Annotated in this window: 19 protein-coding genes; 12 read left to right on the top strand and 7 right to left on the bottom strand. The window is 69.7% G+C overall.

What is annotated here, in order from left to right; translation table 11 throughout:
- The 3 genes from hflK to FV218_RS18635 all read left to right on the top strand — a co-directional run.
- Nucleotides 1-1,080: FtsH protease activity modulator HflK (gene hflK / locus FV218_RS18645; protein WP_147711062.1), on the top strand; the 1,080-nt coding region annotated here is incomplete at its 5' end.
- The gene (locus FV218_RS18640; protein WP_056094865.1) at nucleotides 1,077-2,021 is read left to right on the top strand and encodes a protease modulator HflC; all 945 of its coding nucleotides are present in this window, start codon (nucleotides 1,077-1,079) and stop codon (nucleotides 2,019-2,021) included. The genes hflK and FV218_RS18640, both read left to right, overlap by 4 nt.
- A gap of 138 nt (nucleotides 2,022-2,159) precedes the next feature.
- A complete protein-coding gene (locus FV218_RS18635) occupies nucleotides 2,160-3,692 on the top strand; it encodes a Do family serine endopeptidase (protein ID WP_147711061.1) in 1,533 nt (510 codons plus the stop codon).
- Nucleotides 3,693-3,750: 58 nt separating this feature from the next.
- On the opposite strand, the gene serB is transcribed toward FV218_RS18635, so the two are convergent.
- Nucleotides 3,751-4,647, bottom strand: a complete 897-nt coding sequence (gene serB, locus FV218_RS18630; protein WP_147711060.1) for a phosphoserine phosphatase SerB — start codon at nucleotides 4,645-4,647, stop codon at nucleotides 3,751-3,753.
- Nucleotides 4,648-4,664: 17 nt separating this feature from the next.
- On the opposite strand from serB, the gene miaA reads away from it, so the two are divergent.
- The gene (gene miaA / locus FV218_RS18625) at nucleotides 4,665-5,627 is read left to right on the top strand and encodes a tRNA (adenosine(37)-N6)-dimethylallyltransferase MiaA (RefSeq protein ID WP_147711059.1); all 963 of its coding nucleotides are present in this window, start codon (nucleotides 4,665-4,667) and stop codon (nucleotides 5,625-5,627) included.
- Here the strand turns inward: miaA and FV218_RS18620 are convergent.
- Both FV218_RS18620 and moaA read right to left on the bottom strand, forming a co-directional pair.
- Nucleotides 5,605-6,471 (bottom strand): NAD(P)-dependent oxidoreductase, encoded by an 867-nt coding sequence (locus FV218_RS18620; RefSeq protein WP_147711058.1) that lies wholly within the window; start codon nucleotides 6,469-6,471, stop codon nucleotides 5,605-5,607. The two genes, miaA and FV218_RS18620, sit on opposite strands and share 23 nt — an antisense overlap.
- A gap of 78 nt (nucleotides 6,472-6,549) precedes the next feature.
- Nucleotides 6,550-7,587, bottom strand: a complete 1,038-nt coding sequence (gene moaA / locus FV218_RS18615; protein ID WP_147711057.1) for a GTP 3',8-cyclase MoaA — start codon at nucleotides 7,585-7,587, stop codon at nucleotides 6,550-6,552.
- Between the two features lie 158 nt (nucleotides 7,588-7,745).
- On the opposite strand from moaA, the gene FV218_RS18610 reads away from it, so the two are divergent.
- From FV218_RS18610 to FV218_RS18580, 7 genes are all read left to right on the top strand, one after another.
- Nucleotides 7,746-8,201 carry a DUF971 domain-containing protein gene (locus tag FV218_RS18610; protein WP_147711056.1) on the top strand — a complete coding sequence of 152 codons (456 nt, stop codon included), beginning with the start codon at nucleotides 7,746-7,748 and terminating at the stop codon, nucleotides 8,199-8,201.
- Between the two features lie 10 nt (nucleotides 8,202-8,211).
- Nucleotides 8,212-9,588, top strand: a complete 1,377-nt coding sequence (locus FV218_RS18605) for an MATE family efflux transporter (RefSeq protein WP_147711055.1) — start codon at nucleotides 8,212-8,214, stop codon at nucleotides 9,586-9,588.
- Nucleotides 9,589-9,755: 167 nt separating this feature from the next.
- Nucleotides 9,756-10,328, top strand: a complete 573-nt coding sequence (locus FV218_RS18600; RefSeq protein ID WP_082476608.1) for an iron transporter — start codon at nucleotides 9,756-9,758, stop codon at nucleotides 10,326-10,328.
- Nucleotides 10,329-10,348: 20 nt separating this feature from the next.
- Complete coding sequence (locus FV218_RS18595) at nucleotides 10,349-10,672, top strand: cupredoxin domain-containing protein (protein WP_246685175.1); 324 nt, start codon at nucleotides 10,349-10,351, stop codon at nucleotides 10,670-10,672.
- A 17-nt stretch (nucleotides 10,673-10,689) separates the two neighbouring features.
- The gene (locus FV218_RS18590; RefSeq protein WP_147711053.1) at nucleotides 10,690-12,090 is read left to right on the top strand and encodes a 4Fe-4S binding protein; all 1,401 of its coding nucleotides are present in this window, start codon (nucleotides 10,690-10,692) and stop codon (nucleotides 12,088-12,090) included.
- Nucleotides 12,091-12,130: 40 nt separating this feature from the next.
- On the top strand, nucleotides 12,131-12,955 hold the full coding sequence (locus FV218_RS18585) for an FTR1 family protein (protein WP_056094840.1): 825 nt from the start codon (nucleotides 12,131-12,133) through the stop codon (nucleotides 12,953-12,955).
- A 7-nt stretch (nucleotides 12,956-12,962) separates the two neighbouring features.
- Nucleotides 12,963-13,334: a tRNA-binding protein gene (locus FV218_RS18580; protein WP_147711052.1), complete on the top strand. Its 372-nt coding sequence runs from the start codon at nucleotides 12,963-12,965 to the stop codon at nucleotides 13,332-13,334.
- Between the two features lie 38 nt (nucleotides 13,335-13,372).
- On the opposite strand, the gene FV218_RS18575 is transcribed toward FV218_RS18580, so the two are convergent.
- From FV218_RS18575 to FV218_RS18560, 4 genes are all read right to left on the bottom strand, one after another.
- Nucleotides 13,373-13,681 (bottom strand): hypothetical protein, encoded by a 309-nt coding sequence (locus tag FV218_RS18575; RefSeq protein ID WP_147711051.1) that lies wholly within the window; start codon nucleotides 13,679-13,681, stop codon nucleotides 13,373-13,375.
- Complete coding sequence (locus tag FV218_RS18570; protein WP_147711050.1) at nucleotides 13,678-14,064, bottom strand: hypothetical protein; 387 nt, start codon at nucleotides 14,062-14,064, stop codon at nucleotides 13,678-13,680. Before FV218_RS18570 ends, FV218_RS18575 begins: the two co-directional genes overlap by 4 nt.
- 116 nt (nucleotides 14,065-14,180) lie before the next feature.
- The gene (locus FV218_RS18565) at nucleotides 14,181-14,516 is read right to left on the bottom strand and encodes a DUF167 domain-containing protein (RefSeq protein WP_246685174.1); all 336 of its coding nucleotides are present in this window, start codon (nucleotides 14,514-14,516) and stop codon (nucleotides 14,181-14,183) included.
- Entirely contained in the window at nucleotides 14,513-14,902 is a 390-nt protein-coding gene (locus FV218_RS18560) for a tautomerase family protein (protein WP_147711049.1), read from the bottom strand. The genes FV218_RS18565 and FV218_RS18560 overlap by 4 nt, the downstream gene beginning before the upstream one ends.
- A 171-nt stretch (nucleotides 14,903-15,073) precedes the next feature.
- On the opposite strand from FV218_RS18560, the gene FV218_RS18555 reads away from it, so the two are divergent.
- Entirely contained in the window at nucleotides 15,074-15,958 is an 885-nt protein-coding gene (locus tag FV218_RS18555) for a CoA ester lyase (protein ID WP_056094825.1), read from the top strand.
- The last annotated feature ends 39 nt before the right edge of the window (nucleotides 15,959-15,997 follow it).

Raw genomic sequence — 15,997 nt, 5'->3', positions numbered from 1 at the left:
GGTGGCCCGTGGGGTGGCGGCGGTGGCGGTGGCGGCAAGACGCCCCCCGACCTCGAGGATCTGCTCCGGCGCGGCCAGGACCGCCTGCGCGGCGTGTTGCCCGGCGGCTCCATGGGTGGTGGACGCGGCATCCTGATCGCGGCCGGCCTCCTCGCCATCGGCTGGCTCGCCACGGGCGTCTATACGGTGGCGCCCCAGCAGGTGGGCATCACCACCATGTTCGGGCGCTACACCGGCACCACCGGCCAGGGGCTGAACTACAACTTCCCCTATCCCATCGGCGCCGTGACCAAGCCGAATGTCGGACAGGTCAACAGCATCCAGATCGGTTACCGCGCCGGCCTCGGCGCACAGGGCCGCGCCACGGACAAGCCGGAGGAGAGCCTCATGCTCACCGGCGACGAGAACATCGTCGACCTCGATTTCGAGGTTCAGTGGCGCGTCAATCCGCTCAAGGCGTCCGACTACGTGTTCAACCTCGAGAACCCCGAGGGCACCATCAAGGCCATCGCCGAGAGCGCCATGCGCGAGGTCATCGGTCGCCGCAACATCCAGGCGATCCTGACCAACGAGCAGTCGAGCGTCGCCCAGGAGGTCAAGGAGATCACCCAGAAGGCCCTCGACGAGTACGGCGCCGGCGTGCGCATGGAGGTGGTGCAGCTCGTGGCCGTCAATCCGCCGCCCGAGGTGCGCCCCGCTTTCATCGACGTGAACGCCGCCCAGCAGGACGCCGAGCGCGCGCAGAACGAGGCCCGGACCTACGCCAGCCGCGAGGTGCCCCAGGCTAAGGGTAAGGCCTCGCAGATCGTCCAGGCGGCGGAGGCCTACAAGACCCAGGCGACCGCCGAGGCGACCGGTCAGGCCGCCCGGTTCCAGCAGGTCTACGAGTCCTACAAGGTCGCGCCGGTGATCAGCCGTGAGCGCATCTTCCTCGAAACGATGGAGCGGGTCCTGGGCTCGGTCAACAAGGTGATCATCGATCAGAACGGCACCGGCGTGAACACCGGCGGCGCCGGTGTCGTCCCCGTCCTGCCCCTCACGGAATTCGGCGCCCGTAGCACCGGTGGAGCCGCCCGATGAACAACCCAGCCCTTCGCACCGGCTTCCTCATCGCGGCGGCGGCCGTCGTCGTCCTGCTCTACGCCTCGGTCTTCACCGTGGGTCAGATGCAGCAGGCCCTCGTGCTCCAGTTCGGCCGCGTCCGCGCCGTGCTGAACCAGACCGGCACCGACAAGCCGGGCCTGTATTTCAAGGTCCCGTTCATGGACAACGTGGTCCTGTTCGACAAGCGCGTCCTCGACCTCGACCTGCCGGTGCAGACCTTGCTCACGGCCGATCGTCAGAACCTCGAAGTCGATGCCTTTGCCCGCTACCGGATCATCGATCCGCTGAAGTTCTACCAATCGGCCAACAACATCCTCCGGGCCAACACCCTGCTGGCCAGCTTCACCAACTCGGCCCTGCGGAACGTGCTGGCCCGCTCGACCCGGGACGCCATCGTGCGGACCCAGCGCTCGGACCTGATGAACCAGATCCAGGGGGACGTGAACCGGCAGGCCAAGGAGCTCGGCGTCGAGATCGTCGACCTGCGCATGACCCGCGTCGATCTGCCGGCGCAGAACAGCACGGCGGTCTACCGGCGCATGACGACGGAGCGCAACCGCGAGGCCGCCGACATCCGCGCCAACGGCGATCAGATCGCCGCGACCATCAAGGCCAAGGCCGACCGCGACGTGACCGTGCTGCTCTCCGAGGCCAACCAGACCTCCGAGACCCTGCGCGGCCAGGGCGATGCCGACAAGAACCGCATCCTCGCCGTCGCCTACGGCAAGGACCCGGACTTCTTCAGCTTCTACCGCTCGATGCAGGCCTACGAGACCGGGCTGAAGGGCTCCGACACCCGCCTCGTCATGTCGCCGTCCTCGGACTTCTTCCGCTATTTCAGCGACCCGCAGGGTCGCTCGCCGGCCACCGCCGGACGCGGCGGGGAGGCGGGAGCGACGGGTTCGGTCGGGCGCTGAGCCGACCGTCCCTTCCTGCGACAACGACCCAGCGGCCGGCACCCCACGGCGCCGGCCGTCTCCGTGAGCGCGCGAGGCCCCTTGATCGCCGGGTCCGGGGGACGATCTAAGAGCAACGTTTCAGCCAAGAGGTCGATCATGGATTCCGTCGCGCGCGCTGCTCCAGCGCCCCGCCTGCGAGCGCTGCGCCGCTCCCTGTGCTCGGCTCTCGTGGCCGCCACCCTGGCGACCTCGGTCAGCGTCACCGGCCTGTCCCAGCCCGCCTTCGCCAAGGGTCCGGAATCCCTGGCCGACCTCGCCGATCAGGTCACGGACGCGGTGGTGAACATCTCGGCTTCCACCACCGTCGAGGCCCGACCGAACACCCGCAGCGGGCCGCAGCTGCCGCCCGGGACGCCGTTCGAGGACCTGTTCGAGGAGTTCTTCAGCAAGCGCGGCGGACGCGGCGGCGGTGGAGACGGCGAGGCCCCGCGCCAGCAGTCGCGGAAGTCGAACTCCCTCGGCTCCGGCTTCATCATCGACGCGTCGGGCATCGTGGTGACGAACAACCACGTCATCGGCGACGCCAACGACATCCAGGTCATCCTCCACAACGGCACCAAGCTGAAGGCCGAGATCATCGGCAAGGACCCGAAGATCGATCTCGCCGTGCTGCGGGTGAAGCCCGAAGCCGATAAGCCCCTGAAGGCCGTGCCCTTCGGCGACTCGGAGAAGATGCGGCCGGGCGACTGGGTCATCGCCATCGGCAACCCGTTCGGCCTCGGCGGCTCGGTCTCGGCCGGCATCGTTTCGGCGCGTGGGCGCAACATCGAATCGGGTCCCTACGACAACTACATCCAGACGGATGCGGCCATCAACAAGGGCAACTCCGGCGGCCCGCTGTTCAACATGAACGGCGAAGTCATCGGCATCAACACGGCGATCCTGTCGCCGACCGGCGGGTCCGTCGGCATCGGCTTCGCCGTGCCCTCGGCCACGGCATCCCAAGTCATCGACCAGCTGCGCGAGTTCGGCGAGGTCCGCCGCGGCTGGCTCGGCGTGCGCATCCAGAACGTCGACGACGCCACGGCCGAAGCACTTGGCCTCAAGGGTGGCGCCCGCGGCGCCCTCATCGCCGGTGTCGACGAGAAGGGTCCGGCCAAGGTGTCGAACCTCGAGGTCGGCGACGTCATCGTGAAGTTCAACGGCACGGCCGTGAAGTCCTCCAGCGACCTGCCGCGCATCGTCGCTGCGACCCCCGTCGGCAAGGTCGTCGAGGTGATCGTGGTGCGCAAGGGCGCCGAGACGACGAAGTCCGTGACCCTCGGACGCCTGGAAGACAACGAGAAGCCGCAGCTCGCCAATGCCCGCCAGCCGGAGGCCGAGAGCGCCGTGCGTCAGGCGCTCGGTCTCAATCTGTCGAACCTCACCGACGACCTGCGCCGCCGCTACGGCATCAAGGACACCCTCAAGGGCGTCGTGGTGATGCGGGTCGATCCGAACTCGACGGCGGCCGACAAGCAGATCAAGCCCGGCGAACTCATCGTCGAGGTCGGTCAGGAGCCGGTGACCACGCCGGCCGAAGTGACCAAGCGCGTCGAGCAGCTGCGCAAGGAGAACCGCAAGTCCGTGCTCCTCATGGTGGCGAGCGCGTCCGGCGACGTCCGCTTCGTGGCCCTCGGCCTCGACTGACGGACCCCAACGGTCGTGACTTCGAAAAGGCCGCCATCCGAAGGAAGGGCGGCCTTTTTCAGTTCACGAACTCGCTCGCGGCATAGCCCTGGAGGTAGAGCAGGGCGGTGAGGTCGCCGTGGTCGATGCGAACCCGGACGGCGGCGGCCACCGCGGGCTTGGCCCGGAACGCGACGCCGAGGCCGGCCTCTCCCAGCATGTCGAGGTCGTTGGCGCCGTCGCCCACAGCCAGGGTCTCGGCCGGATCGAGGCCGAACCGGCTGCGCAGATTGATCAGGGTGGCGCGCTTCGTCGCCTTGTCGACGATGGGCTCGTGAACGGTGCCGGTGAGTTTTCCGTCCCTGACGCCCAGCGTCGTGGCATGGGCCTCGTCGAACCCGATGATCGCGGCCACCGGCCCGGTGAACACGGTGAAGCCGCCGGACACGAGGCAGGTATGGGCGCCGTGGGCCTTGCACGTCTGCACCAGGGTTCGCGCGCCGGGCATGAGGGTGATGCGCTCGGAAATCAGGGTATCGATGACGCCGACGGGTACGTCGCGCAGGAGGGCGACGCGCTCGCGCAGGGCCGGCCCGAAGGCGATCTCCCCGCGCATGGCCCGTTCGGTGATGGCCGAGACCTGGGCACGCAGGCCGACGGTGGCGGCGAGCTCGTCGATGCATTCCTGCTCGATCATGGTGGAGTCCATGTCGGCGAGGAACAGGCGCTTGCGCCGGTGCGGGCCGGCGGGCAGGACGGCGATGTCGAAGGGCTCCGACGCGAACGCCGCGCGCAGGCGCCGGGCGAGGGCGGGCGCATCGGCGGGCGCCCCCGGCACCAGCACCTCGGCGGCGACCTCGCCGTGGAGGATGCGCGGCTGATGCTCCGTTCGCAGCACCCGGCGGGTCTCGGCCAGGACCGCATCGGTGATGGCGGGACGCGCGGCGTTTGCTATCAGGATCGCGACGAGGGACATCCGGGAGCTTCCACGCCTTGCCGCCGGTCACGGACACAGCACACGCAGCAGGCCGGCCGGCGGCCATCCTCATCGCAGGGCCGACCGCCTCGGGCAAGTCGGGCCTCGCCACCGCCCTGGCGCGCCGGTTCCAGGGCGTGGTGATCAACACCGATTCCATGCAGGTCTACGCGGATCTGCGCCGCCTCTCGGCCCGCCCGAGCGCGGCGGAGGCGGCCCTGGCGCCCCACCGCCTCTACGGCCATGTCGACGGGGCGATCAACTATTCCGCCGGCCACTTCGCCCGGGAAGCGACCGGCCTCTTCGCCGAACTGAGGGAGGAGGGCCGCCTGCCGATCTTCGTCGGCGGCACAGGCCTGTACTTCCGCGCCCTGGAGGAAGGGTTGTCGGAGCTGCCAGCCGTGCCCGACGCCGTGCGGGCCGCGGTCCGGACCGAGGCCGAGGGCCGGCCGACGGAGTCGCTCCACGCGGACCTCGCCGCCCGCGATCCGAGCGGCGCCGAGGCCCTCCGGCCGAGCGACCGCGCCCGCATCCTCCGTGCCCTCGAAATCTTCGCCGCGACGGGCCGGCCCATCGCCAGCTTCCGAGGCCATCGCATGCCCGGCCCCCTTGCCGGCCTGCCACTCCTGAAACTGTTCCTCGCGCCTGAGCGCGAAGCGCTGCGTGCCGCCATCGACGCCCGGTTCGCCGCGATGATCGCGGACGGCGCCCTCGACGAGGTCGCGGCCCTGCGCGAACGCCGCCTCGATCCGATGCTGCCGATCATGCGCGCCCACGGCGTGCCGGGCCTGATCGCGCATCTCGACGGCGTCATCGACCGCGCCGAGGCCATCCGGCGCGGTCAGGCCGACACGCGCCGCTATGCCAAGCGTCAGTTCACCTGGTTCCGCCACCAGATGGGGCCGGACTGGGCCTGGACCGCCCCGGCGGCGGCCCTGCCCCTCGCCGAGGTGCGGCTTACGTCTCCAGACGCGCGATGAGGCTCGACGTGTCCCAGCGGTTGCCCCCCATGCCCTGCACGTCGGCGTAGAACTGGTCGACCAGGGCGGTCACCGGCAGCTTGGCGCCGTTGCGGCGCGCCTCGGCCAACAGGATGCCGAGGTCCTTGCGCATCCAGTCCACGGCGAAGCCGAAATCGAATTTTTCGGCGTTCATGGTCCGCCCGCGATTCTCCATCTGCCACGAGCCGGCGGCGCCCTTGGAGATCACGTCGAGGACCGCCTCGACGTCGAGCTCGGCCCGCTTGGCGAAGTGGATCGCCTCCGACAGGCCCTGCACCAATCCCGCGATGGCGATCTGGTTGACCATCTTGGTGAGCTGGCCCGAACCCGAGGCACCCATGAGGCGGCTCGCCTTGGCGAAGCTCAGGATCGCCGGCTCGACCCGGGCGTAGGTCGCGGCCTCGCCACCGCACATGACGGTGAGCGCCGCGTTCTCGGCCCCGGCCTGGCCGCCGGAGACGGGGGCGTCGATGAAGTGCAGGCCGGCGGCATGAGCGACCTCGGCCAATTCGCGGGCGACTTCCGCCGAGGCGGTGGTGTGATCGACGAAGACCGAGCCCTTTTCCATGCCCGCGAAGGCCCCGTCCGCGCCGAGCGTCACGCCGCGCAGGTCGTCGTCGTTGCCGACGCAGGCGAAGACGATCTCCTGTCCACGAGCCGCCTCACGCGGCGTCGGCGCCGCTGCCCCGCCATGGGCCTGCACCCAGGCCTCGGCCTTGGCCGCCGTGCGATTGTAGACGGTGACGGCATGGCCCTTCGCCGCGAGATGACCCGCCATCGGGCCACCCATCACACCGAGGCCCAGGAACGCGACCTTCGCCATCATCCGTCTCCACCGTCAAAGTTCAGAATGAACGGCGGTCTAGGTGGGCTCGGCCAAGGGGTCAAACCGGCAGGGAGGTCAGCCGCCGGTGACGCTCATGTGGCGCGGCACCGCCGCCGGTCGTGCCCGCTCGATGACGAAGTCGTGGCCCTTGGGCTTGCGGGCGATGGCATCGACCACCGCCTGGGTCACCAGGGCGTCGTCGGGAGAGGCCCGCAGCGCCGCGCGGAGATCCGCCGCATCCTCCTGGCCGAGACACATATAGAGCTGCCCCGTGCAGGTGAGGCGCACGCGATTGCAGCTCTCGCAGAAATTGTGGGTGAGCGGCGTGATGAAGCCGAGGCGCCCGCCGGTCTCGGCGACCCGCACGTAGCGGGCCGGCCCCCCGGTGCGGTCGGGCAGGGGGATCAGGGTGTAGCGCTGTTCGAGGCGCGCACGGGCCACGGAGAGGGGCAGGAACTGATCGGTGCGGTCGCCCTCGATCTCGCCCAGCGGCATGACCTCGATGAGGGTCATGTCCATGCCGTCGCCGTGCGCCCAGGCGATCATGTCGGCGAGTTCGTCCTCGTTGACGCCCTTCAACGCCACGGCGTTGATCTTGACCTTGATGCCGGCCCGTTGCGCCGCCGCGATCCCGTCGAGCACCACCTTGAGATCGCCGCGCCGGGTCACGGCCTTGAACTTGGCCGGATCGAGGGTGTCGAGGGAGACATTGACACGTCTGACGCCGAGGTCGGCGAGTTCGGGCGCGAAGCGACCGAGCTGCGTCCCGTTCGTCGTCATGGTCAGCTCCTCCAGCGCGCCCGTGCCGAGGTGACGCGACAGGCGGCGGAACAGGTGCATGATATCGCGCCGCACCAGGGGCTCGCCGCCGGTGATGCGAAGCTTGCGGACCCCGCGCCCGATGAACACGGCGCACAGGCGGTCGAGTTCCTCGAGGCTGAGCAGGTCGCGCTTCGGCAGGAAGTTCATGTCCTCGGACATGCAGTAGACGCAACGCAGGTCACAGCGATCCGTCACCGAGATGCGCAGGTACGTGATCGCCCGCTGGAACGGGTCGATCAGCGGCGCGGCAACGGGCGTCACGGGAGCGTCGACGGTGCGGGGACCCCACATGCGGGACTCTGTACTCTGGTCTGGGGAAAGCACTGGCGTTTGGTCGCGTGACGAACCTAGCATGAAGACGCATATGAGGTCTTGCACCCGCGTGGGCAAGCGCGCACCGGGGCGACGCGTCCGCACGTGGGACCACGCCCCCTCTTCAGGAGCCAGCCATGGACCAACAGACCGTCGCTGCCGTCGCCGAGCGTTGGCCCACGGAAATCCGGCTGTCCGGCGACAAGCGCAGCCTCATCGTCGCCTTCGAGGATGGCGGGCGCTTCACCCTGCCGGCGGAGTACCTGCGGGTGTCGAGCCCGTCCGCCGAGGTCCAGGGCCATTCCCCGGCCGAGCGCAAGGTGATCGGCGGCAAGCGCGAGGTCGCGATCCTCAACGTCGAACCCGTGGGCAACTACGCCGTCAAGCTCACCTTCGACGACATGCACGACACCGGCCTGTTCGGCTGGGGCTACCTGTACGACCTCGGCCGCGAGTACCGGAACCGCTGGGCCACCTACCTGTCCGAGTTGGACGAGCGCGGCCTGTCGCGCGATCCCGCCGTGAGGCCGGCCAAGAAGTCGGGCGAAGCTTCGGGCGGCGGAAGCTGCGGCACCGGATGCGGCTGCCACTGAAGGTGTGCCGATGAACGTTCGCGGCGCCCATCCGGCGCCGGCCACGAGCCGGCGCGTCCTGGCGCTGGCCCTGCCGATGACGGTCGCCAACGTGACGACGCCGCTGCTCGGCTTCGTCGGCGCGGCCGTGATCGGGCGGCTCGGCGACGCCGCGCTCCTCGGCGCCATGGCGCTCGGGGCCGTGATCTTCGACGCGATCTTCTGGTCGTTCGGCTCCCTGCGCATGGCCACCGCCGGCCTGACCGCGCAGGCGGTGGGTGCCCGCGACGGGGCGGAGGTCGACCGGACCCTGGCGCGGGCGCTCGCCGCCGGTCTCCTCGTGGGCCTTGTCATCGTGATCCTGCAGGGGCCCCTCGGGCGGGGTGCCTTCGCCCTGAGCGGTGCCAGCCCGGCGGTGATCGCCGGGCTGTCGGACTATTTCCACATCCGCATCTTCGCCGCCCCCTTCACCCTGGCGAACTACGCCATCCTGGGCTCTGTGCTGGGGCGCGGCCGCACGGATCTCGGGCTCGTGCTCCAGATCGCCATCAACTGCGTCAACATCGCCCTCACCCTCGCGCTGGTGCTCGGTGCGGGCATGAGCGTCGCGGGCGCCGGGCTCGCCACGCTGCTGGCGGAGGCGGCCGGCGCCGGACTCGGCCTCTACCTCCTCGCCCGCCTCGGCTCGCATCCGTTCGCGGTGCCGTGGAAAATTGTCGCCGATCCCCTGGCGCTCGCCCGGATGCTCAGCGTCAACGCCGACGTGATGATCCGGACCCTGCTGCTGGTCGCCTGCATCGCCGCGTTCTCGGCCCTCGGCGCGCGCTCGGGCGACGTGGTCCTTGCCGCCAACGCCGTCCTGTGGAATCTCTTCATGATCGGCGGCTTCTTCCTCGACGGTTTCGCCACCGCCGCCGAGACCCTGTGCGGGCAGGCCGTGGGCGCCCGCGACGAAGCGGGTTTCCGCCGCGCCGCGCGCCTGAGCCTGGCCTGGTGTCTCGCCTTCGGGGCCGCCATCGCGGGCCTGTTCCTCGTGACGGGCGGCCTCTTCATCGACGCCGTGACGACGAACCCGGAGGTCCGCGAGACGGCGCGGGCCTACCTCGTTCCGGCGGCCCTGGCGCCGCTCGTCGCCGCACTGCCCTTCGCCTTCGACGGCATCTACATCGGCGCCACCTGGACCCGGGCCATGCGCAACCTGATGATCGCGGCGTCCGGCACCTACGGCGTCGCCCTGCTGGCGTTCCACGCCCTCGGGTTCGGCAATGCCGGCCTCTGGGCCGCGTTCCTGCTCCTGCTCGGCGGCCGCGGCATCGGTCAGGCCCTGGCCTATCCGGGCCTGACCGCGCGGACGTTTTCCCCAGCCGTGGAGACAGGGCTGCCCTGTCCGGTACGCCAGGGCGCATGATCGCCGTCTATTGTGCGCTCGCAAGGTCACGAGCCAATAGATTGAGTTCGAGACAAGCTTTGCCTCAGAAAATCGAGGCAATCCCCGACTTAGAACGATTCCGATGTGGTAATGTGACGAAGAAGCCTCTTTGCTTGCCTTCGCGGCTGGTCTACGCGCTCTGGACCATGCGCGAGACTCCCATGACCGCAAGATTGCTTCCGTCCCTTCTCCTCGCCGGCTTCCTCACGGCGGGTGCGGTCCTTCCCGCCCTCGCGAAGGAGACGCCCATCGGCCCGCACGTGATTCAGAACGGCCTGGAGGTCGCCGCCGTCTATCTCCAACCCATCGAGATGGACCCGCCGGACATGATGCGCGCTGCAGCCGCATCCGACCTGCACCTCGAGGCCGACATCCGCGCCGCCAAGGACAACCGCAACGGTTTCGCCGAGGGCGACTGGGTGCCGTCGCTCGCCGTCTCGTTCGAGCTGACGAAGCTGGAGGGCGAGGCCGCCACGGGGCCGAAGGTCACCGGCTCCCTGATGCCCATGGTGGCCAACGACGGCCCGCATTACGGCGACAACGTCAAGCTGTCGGGCCCCGGTCGCTACCGCCTCAGGCTTACTGTGGCGCCCCCCGGCGCGGGCCAGCATTTCGGCCGCCACGTCGACAAGGAGACCGGCGTCGCCGAGTGGTTCAAGCCGTTCGACGTGACCCAGGACTTCACCTTCGCGGGCATCGGCAAGAAGGGCGCGTACTAAGCGTGGCCCGCCGCTCCCACCTGCTCGCCGCCGCGCTGACGGCCGGCACCCTGGCGCTCGGGTGGCCGGCCCTCGCCGAAGAACTGCCCGTCATCAAGGTCGAGATGCGTGACGGGGCGATCATCCCCGAGATCATCGAGGTCCCGGCCAACACCCGGTTCAAGCTCGAAATCTCCAACACGGGCAAGAGCCCCGTCGAGTTCGAGAGCACCGAACTCAAGCGCGAGAAGGCGCTCGCGGCCGGTGCCACCTCGTCCATCGTGTTCCGCACCATCGATCCCGGCCGCTACGACGTGTTCGACGACTTCCATCCGGAATCCAAAGCCGTCCTCGTGGCGAAATGAACTGAATGGCGAACCCCATGGCGGCATCGGCCTCCATCACACCGGGCGAGGCCTGGGTCGATGCCAAGCTGGCGGGCCTCGGCCAGTGGCTCCAGCGCAACGGCGGCATCATCCGCACGATCCAGTGGATCGTCGTGGCGATCTACCTCGTCCTCGTGGCGGTGCCGGCCTTCCTGCCCCTGCCCGGGCGCACGGCCCATCTGTGGAACGACCTGACCGTGTTCGCCCAGTTCGCGTTCTGGGGCATCTGGTGGCCGTTCGTACTGGTCAGCATGGTGGTGGTCGGGCGCGCGTGGTGCGGCATCCTCTGCCCGGAGGGCGCGCTGACGGAGTTCGCGAGCCGCTGGAGCCTCGGGCGCGCCGTGCCGCGCTGGCTCACCTGGGGCGGCTGGCCGTTCGTGGCCTTCGCCGGCACCACGGTCTACGGCCAGATGGTCAGTGTCTACGGCTACCCGAAGCCCGTCCTCGCCGTGCTCGGCGGCTCCACGGTGGCGGCCATCGCCGTCGGCCTGCTCTACGGCCGCAACAAGCGGGTGTGGTGCCGCTACCTCTGCCCCGTCAACGGCGTCTTCGCCGTGCTGGCCAAGCTCGCCCCCGTGAGCTTCCAGGTCGATCACGCCGCCTGGAGCGCGTCGCCGAAGCCCCGGGGAGAAACCTTCAACTGCGCGCCCCTGGTGCCGGTGAAGACCATGAACGGGGCCGGGGCCTGCCACATGTGCGGGCGCTGCAGCGGCTATCGCGGGGCCGTGCGCCTCGCCCGCCGCTCCCCCACCCATGAGATCGTACACGTCGCCGGCACCGAGCCGAGCCTCGACCAGACCGCCCTCATCCTGTTCGGCATGATGGGCCTCGCGGTGGGCGCGTTTCAGTGGTCGTCGAGCCCGTGGTTCATCGAGGCCAAGCAGTGGCTCGCCACGGTGCTCATCGAGCGCGGGATCTCCTGGCCCCTGGAGACGACCCTGCCGTGGTTCGTCCTCACCAACTACCCCGAGCACAACGACGTCCTCAGCCTCCTCGACGGCGTTCTCCTGCTCGCCTACATCGCCGCCTCGGCCCTCGTCCTCGGCCTGTCGCTCTCGGGCTTCGTGGCGCTGGGAACGCGGGTCCTCGGGGCGTGGTCGTGGGCGCGCTTTCACCACCTCACCCAGACCTTGATCCCGGTGGCGGGCTGCGGCGTGTTCCTCGGGCTCTCGGCCCTCACCGTGACGTTCCTGCGCGGCGACGGGTTCGTCATTCCCTACGTCTCCGAGCTGCGCGCGGTCCTCCTCCTCGGGAGCAGCCTGTGGAGCACGTGGCTCGCGTGGCGGGTGTCGGGGCTCTACGCGACCGGTGCGCGCCGACTGGCCACCACGCTGGCCATCGCGGCGGCCTGCGGCCTCTCGGTGTTCGGCTGGGTGCTGCTGTTCTGGATCTGGTAACCCGCGCGGCCGTCCGGCGCGCACACAAGGATTTCTGCGCATGATCGGCGCTTTCGTCATCGCTTTTCGCGAAGTCATCGAGGCCGGCCTCATCGTCGGCATCGTCATGGCGGCGACGCGCGGCATCGCCGGGCGCGGCCGCTGGATCGCCCTCGGCATCCTCGGCGGCCTCGGCGGAGCCGCCCTCATCGCCCTGTTCGCGGAAAAGATCTCCGATGCCTTCGAGGGCGCCGGACAGGACATCCTCAACGCCGCCGTGCTCATCGTCGCCGTGCTGATGCTGATCTGGCACAACACCTGGATGAGCAAGCACGGCCGCGAACTCGCCGGCGAGCTGCGCGCGACGGGCGACAAGGTCCGCACCGGCCAGACCACCGTGGCGGCCCTCGCCCTCGTCGTCGGTGCGGCGATCCTGCGGGAAGGCGCCGAACTCGTGCTGTTCCTCTATGGCCTTGTCGCGTCCGGCACCTCGGGCCTCGACATCCAGTTCGGGGCCCTGGCCGGCGTCGCCGTCGGTGCTGCCGTGTCGGGCGTGAGCTATTTCGGCCTCGCGGCAATTCCGACGCGGTACGTGTTCTCGGTGACGAGCGCGCTCATCATCTTCCTCGCCGCCGGCCTCGCCTCCCAGGCGGCCCAGTTCCTCCTGAACGCGGGCGTCGTCACCGTCCTCGACCGGCCGTTGTGGAACAGTGCCGCGTTCCTGCGCGAGGACAGCCTCGCGGGCCGGGTGCTGCACGCGCTCGTCGGCTACACCGACCGGCCGAGCGTGCTTCAGGGCGTGGTCTATGTCGGCACCATCGTGGTGATGGTCGCCCTGATGCAATGGTCGTCGGCGGACAAGCGTCGGCAGGTCCGCACCGCCTGAGGCGCAGATGCACGTCAGCCACACGCCCGACGCCCCGGTGGCCGAGACCATCGCGTTCGACGACTTCCTCGCCGTCGATATCCGGGTCGGCACCATCGTGTCAGCCGACCCGTTCCCGGAGGCGCGGAAACCCGCCTTGAAGCTCGTCATCGACTTCGGCGGCAGCATCGGTCGCAAGCGGTCGAGCGCGCAGATCACCGAGTATTACCGGGCCGAGGATCTGCCCGGCCGTCAGGTCGCCGCGGTGGTGAACTTTCCGCCGCGCCGGATCGGGCCGTTCCTGTCCGAGGTGCTGACCCTGGGCTTTCCCGATGCCGATGGAGCCGTGGTGCTGTTCACGCCGGACCGGCCGGTTCCGAATGGCGGCCGCCTGTTCTGAAGATTGTCGCGAGGGACGCGCGCGATCCCGTTGGGTGCTCACCAGAGCGAGAATTCCGTCCCGAAATCCGTCGTCTTGAGGCGCTTGCACGCCTCCGGCGTGGCCTTGCAATCGGCCCGGGGCGTGAGGATCAGGGCGCCCGCGCTGCTCAGGTCGAACCGGAGCTCCACCGCCGGGTCGTCTTCCTTGGCGTAGGCGAGGCTGACCTCGAAGCGCACGAAGTCGTACTGCGTCCGGTCCGCATAGACGATCAGATCCCGCGAGACCGCTTCGCCGGGATAGAGGTCCGAGGGCTTGGCCTCTCCCCGTGCGGCCCCGGCGAAGAGCATGCCCTGGCGCAGGATCACCGCCCGGGCTCCGCGAGCGTGTAGTCGCGGGCCGCGATCACCCGATCCTTCGCCTCCAGGCCATCGGCGAGGTCGCCGGCCTTGGCGGACCGATCGGCGAACTGCGCCCGGATGCCGATGACGTTGTAGGCGAGACCGAGGACGCGCACGCCCGTCTGGCCGACGTTCTTGCGGGTCACCGTCGAGCGGATCGCGACGTGATTGTCCCGCTCACCGGCTTTGACGAGGTCCGTCGTCACGGAGACGGCCGGCGGCTCCAGACTCGGCTTGATCCGCGCCTCGTAGATGAAGGTGTAGACGCCCCAGGCTCCGGCACCGAGGATCGCCAGGGTCTGCACCCCGGTGTTGATGCGCTCGGAGGCGAAGCGACGCCCGGGGGACACGCTCCTGGGTTCGTCTTGCGTCACGGGTGCGCTCCGCCGATCATAGGGGTCTTGGAAAGGGATGGTCCGCGCAGGGCGCTTCGTCCATCCCGGATCGTCGAGGCCCTGGTCGGGTATCAGCCGCGGACCGCCGCGCCCGCGATCCATGCGGCGACGCGGCCTTCGAGGTCAATTGGATCGCCGGCGAGCGCCACCGTCTTGTGGCGCGCCGTCTCGCCCGACACGATGCGGATGGCGCTGCGCCGCAGATCCAATGCGTCGGCGAGATAGGCGACGAGCGCCGCGTTGGCGGCGCCTTCCACCGGCGGAGCGGCGACGCGCAGCTGAACCGCCACGCGGCCGTCCGCCCCGGCGACGAGCCCGTCGAGGCCGGTGCGGCTGGCCCGTGGGGTGAGCCGGACGGCGAAGCGCACGCCGTCCGGGCCGGCCGCGCAGGGCAGGGCGCGCGTCAAAGCTCGCCGGTGAGGAACTGCGCCCGGCCGTGGCCGAACGACCAGTCGGCATCGCTGTTGACCATACACGACACCATCACGTCGGCCGGAGCGATGCCGCAGGCGGCCTCGAGCTTCTCCGTCAGCAGGCGGTAGAAATCCTGCTTCATCTCCTGCGAACGCGGGCGGGTGAACACCTGCACCACCACCACGTCCTTCGTGCGCGGGATGCCGAGGCCGGTATCCTCGATGATCATGCGTGACGGCTTGTGCTCGGTGACGATCTGGTAGCGGTCGCCGGGCGGGACCCGGAACGCCTCCAGCATGGCGTCGTGGGCGGCGTCGAGCAGGGTCTTCAGCTCGGCCTCGGTGCGGCCTTCGAGGAGGTCGAAGCGGATCAGCGGCATTGCGGTCTCACGGTGGGAACGCCGGAACGGGCGGCGCGACGGGCGCCGTTGTAGCAGCCGTCCCCTGTCCGCGTCCCGATCCGACGGCAGACCGGCCATTCGGCGAGCTTGGCGGGGTGTCCCGGCGCCGATGTTGCACTAAGGTGCTCGGCGTTTTCACGGGAACCCTCGATGTCCGACCTCCGCCTCCGCCGCAGCGTGCTGTATATGCCCGGCTCGAACCAGCGCGCCCTCGAGAAGGCCCGGACGCTGGCCGCCGATTCGCTGATCCTCGACCTCGAGGACGCCGTGGCGCCCGATGCCAAGGAGATCGCCCGCGAACAGGTCTGCGCGGCGGTCAAGGAAGGCGGCTACGGCAACCGCGAGATCATCATCCGGGTCAACGCCCCCCAGACCCCGTGGGGGGAATCCGACCTCAAGGCGGCGATCCAGGCCCGACCCGACGCGATCCTGATGCCGAAGGTGTCCTCGCCCGCCGTGCTGGAGAGTATCGCCAACCATCTGGAGGCCCTGGAGGCACCCGACAGCATCGCCGTGTGGGCGATGATCGAGACCCCGGCGGCCATCCTCAACATCCAGGACATCGCCAAGGCCCGGCGCGACCGGCGCACCCGGCTCACCGGCTTCGTGCTCGGCACCAACGATCTCGCCAAGGATACCTGGGCCCAGCTCGTGCCCGGCCGCGTGCCGATGCTGCCGTGGATGATGTTCACCCTGGCCGCCGCCCGCGCCGAGGGCCTGATCATCCTCGACGGCGTCTGGAACGACATCGGCGACGTCGACGGCTGCCGGGCCGAGTGTCAGCAGGCCCGCGACCTCGGCTTCGACGGCAAGACCCTGATCCACCCCAACCAGATCGAGCCGGCCAACACCTGCTTCGCCCCCACCGAGGAGGAGGTGCGCCGCGCCCGCATCGTCATTGAGGCGTTCGACAAGCCGGAAAACCTCAAGCGCGGTGCCATCAAGATCGAGGGCCGCATGTACGAGCGCCAGCACATCGGTATGGCCCGCCGGGCGGTGAACTGGTCGGAGGCCATTGCGGCCAAGGGGCAGTAGCGGGGCGGACCCGCCATGCGCTGAGGGCGGGAACAGGGG

The sequence above is a fragment of the Methylobacterium sp. WL69 genome (assembly GCF_008039485.1).
GTDB lineage: Bacteria > Pseudomonadota > Alphaproteobacteria > Rhizobiales > Beijerinckiaceae > Methylobacterium.
Note: the sequence above shows the minus strand (reverse complement) of the source record. Positions and strands in the feature narration are given on the sequence as shown.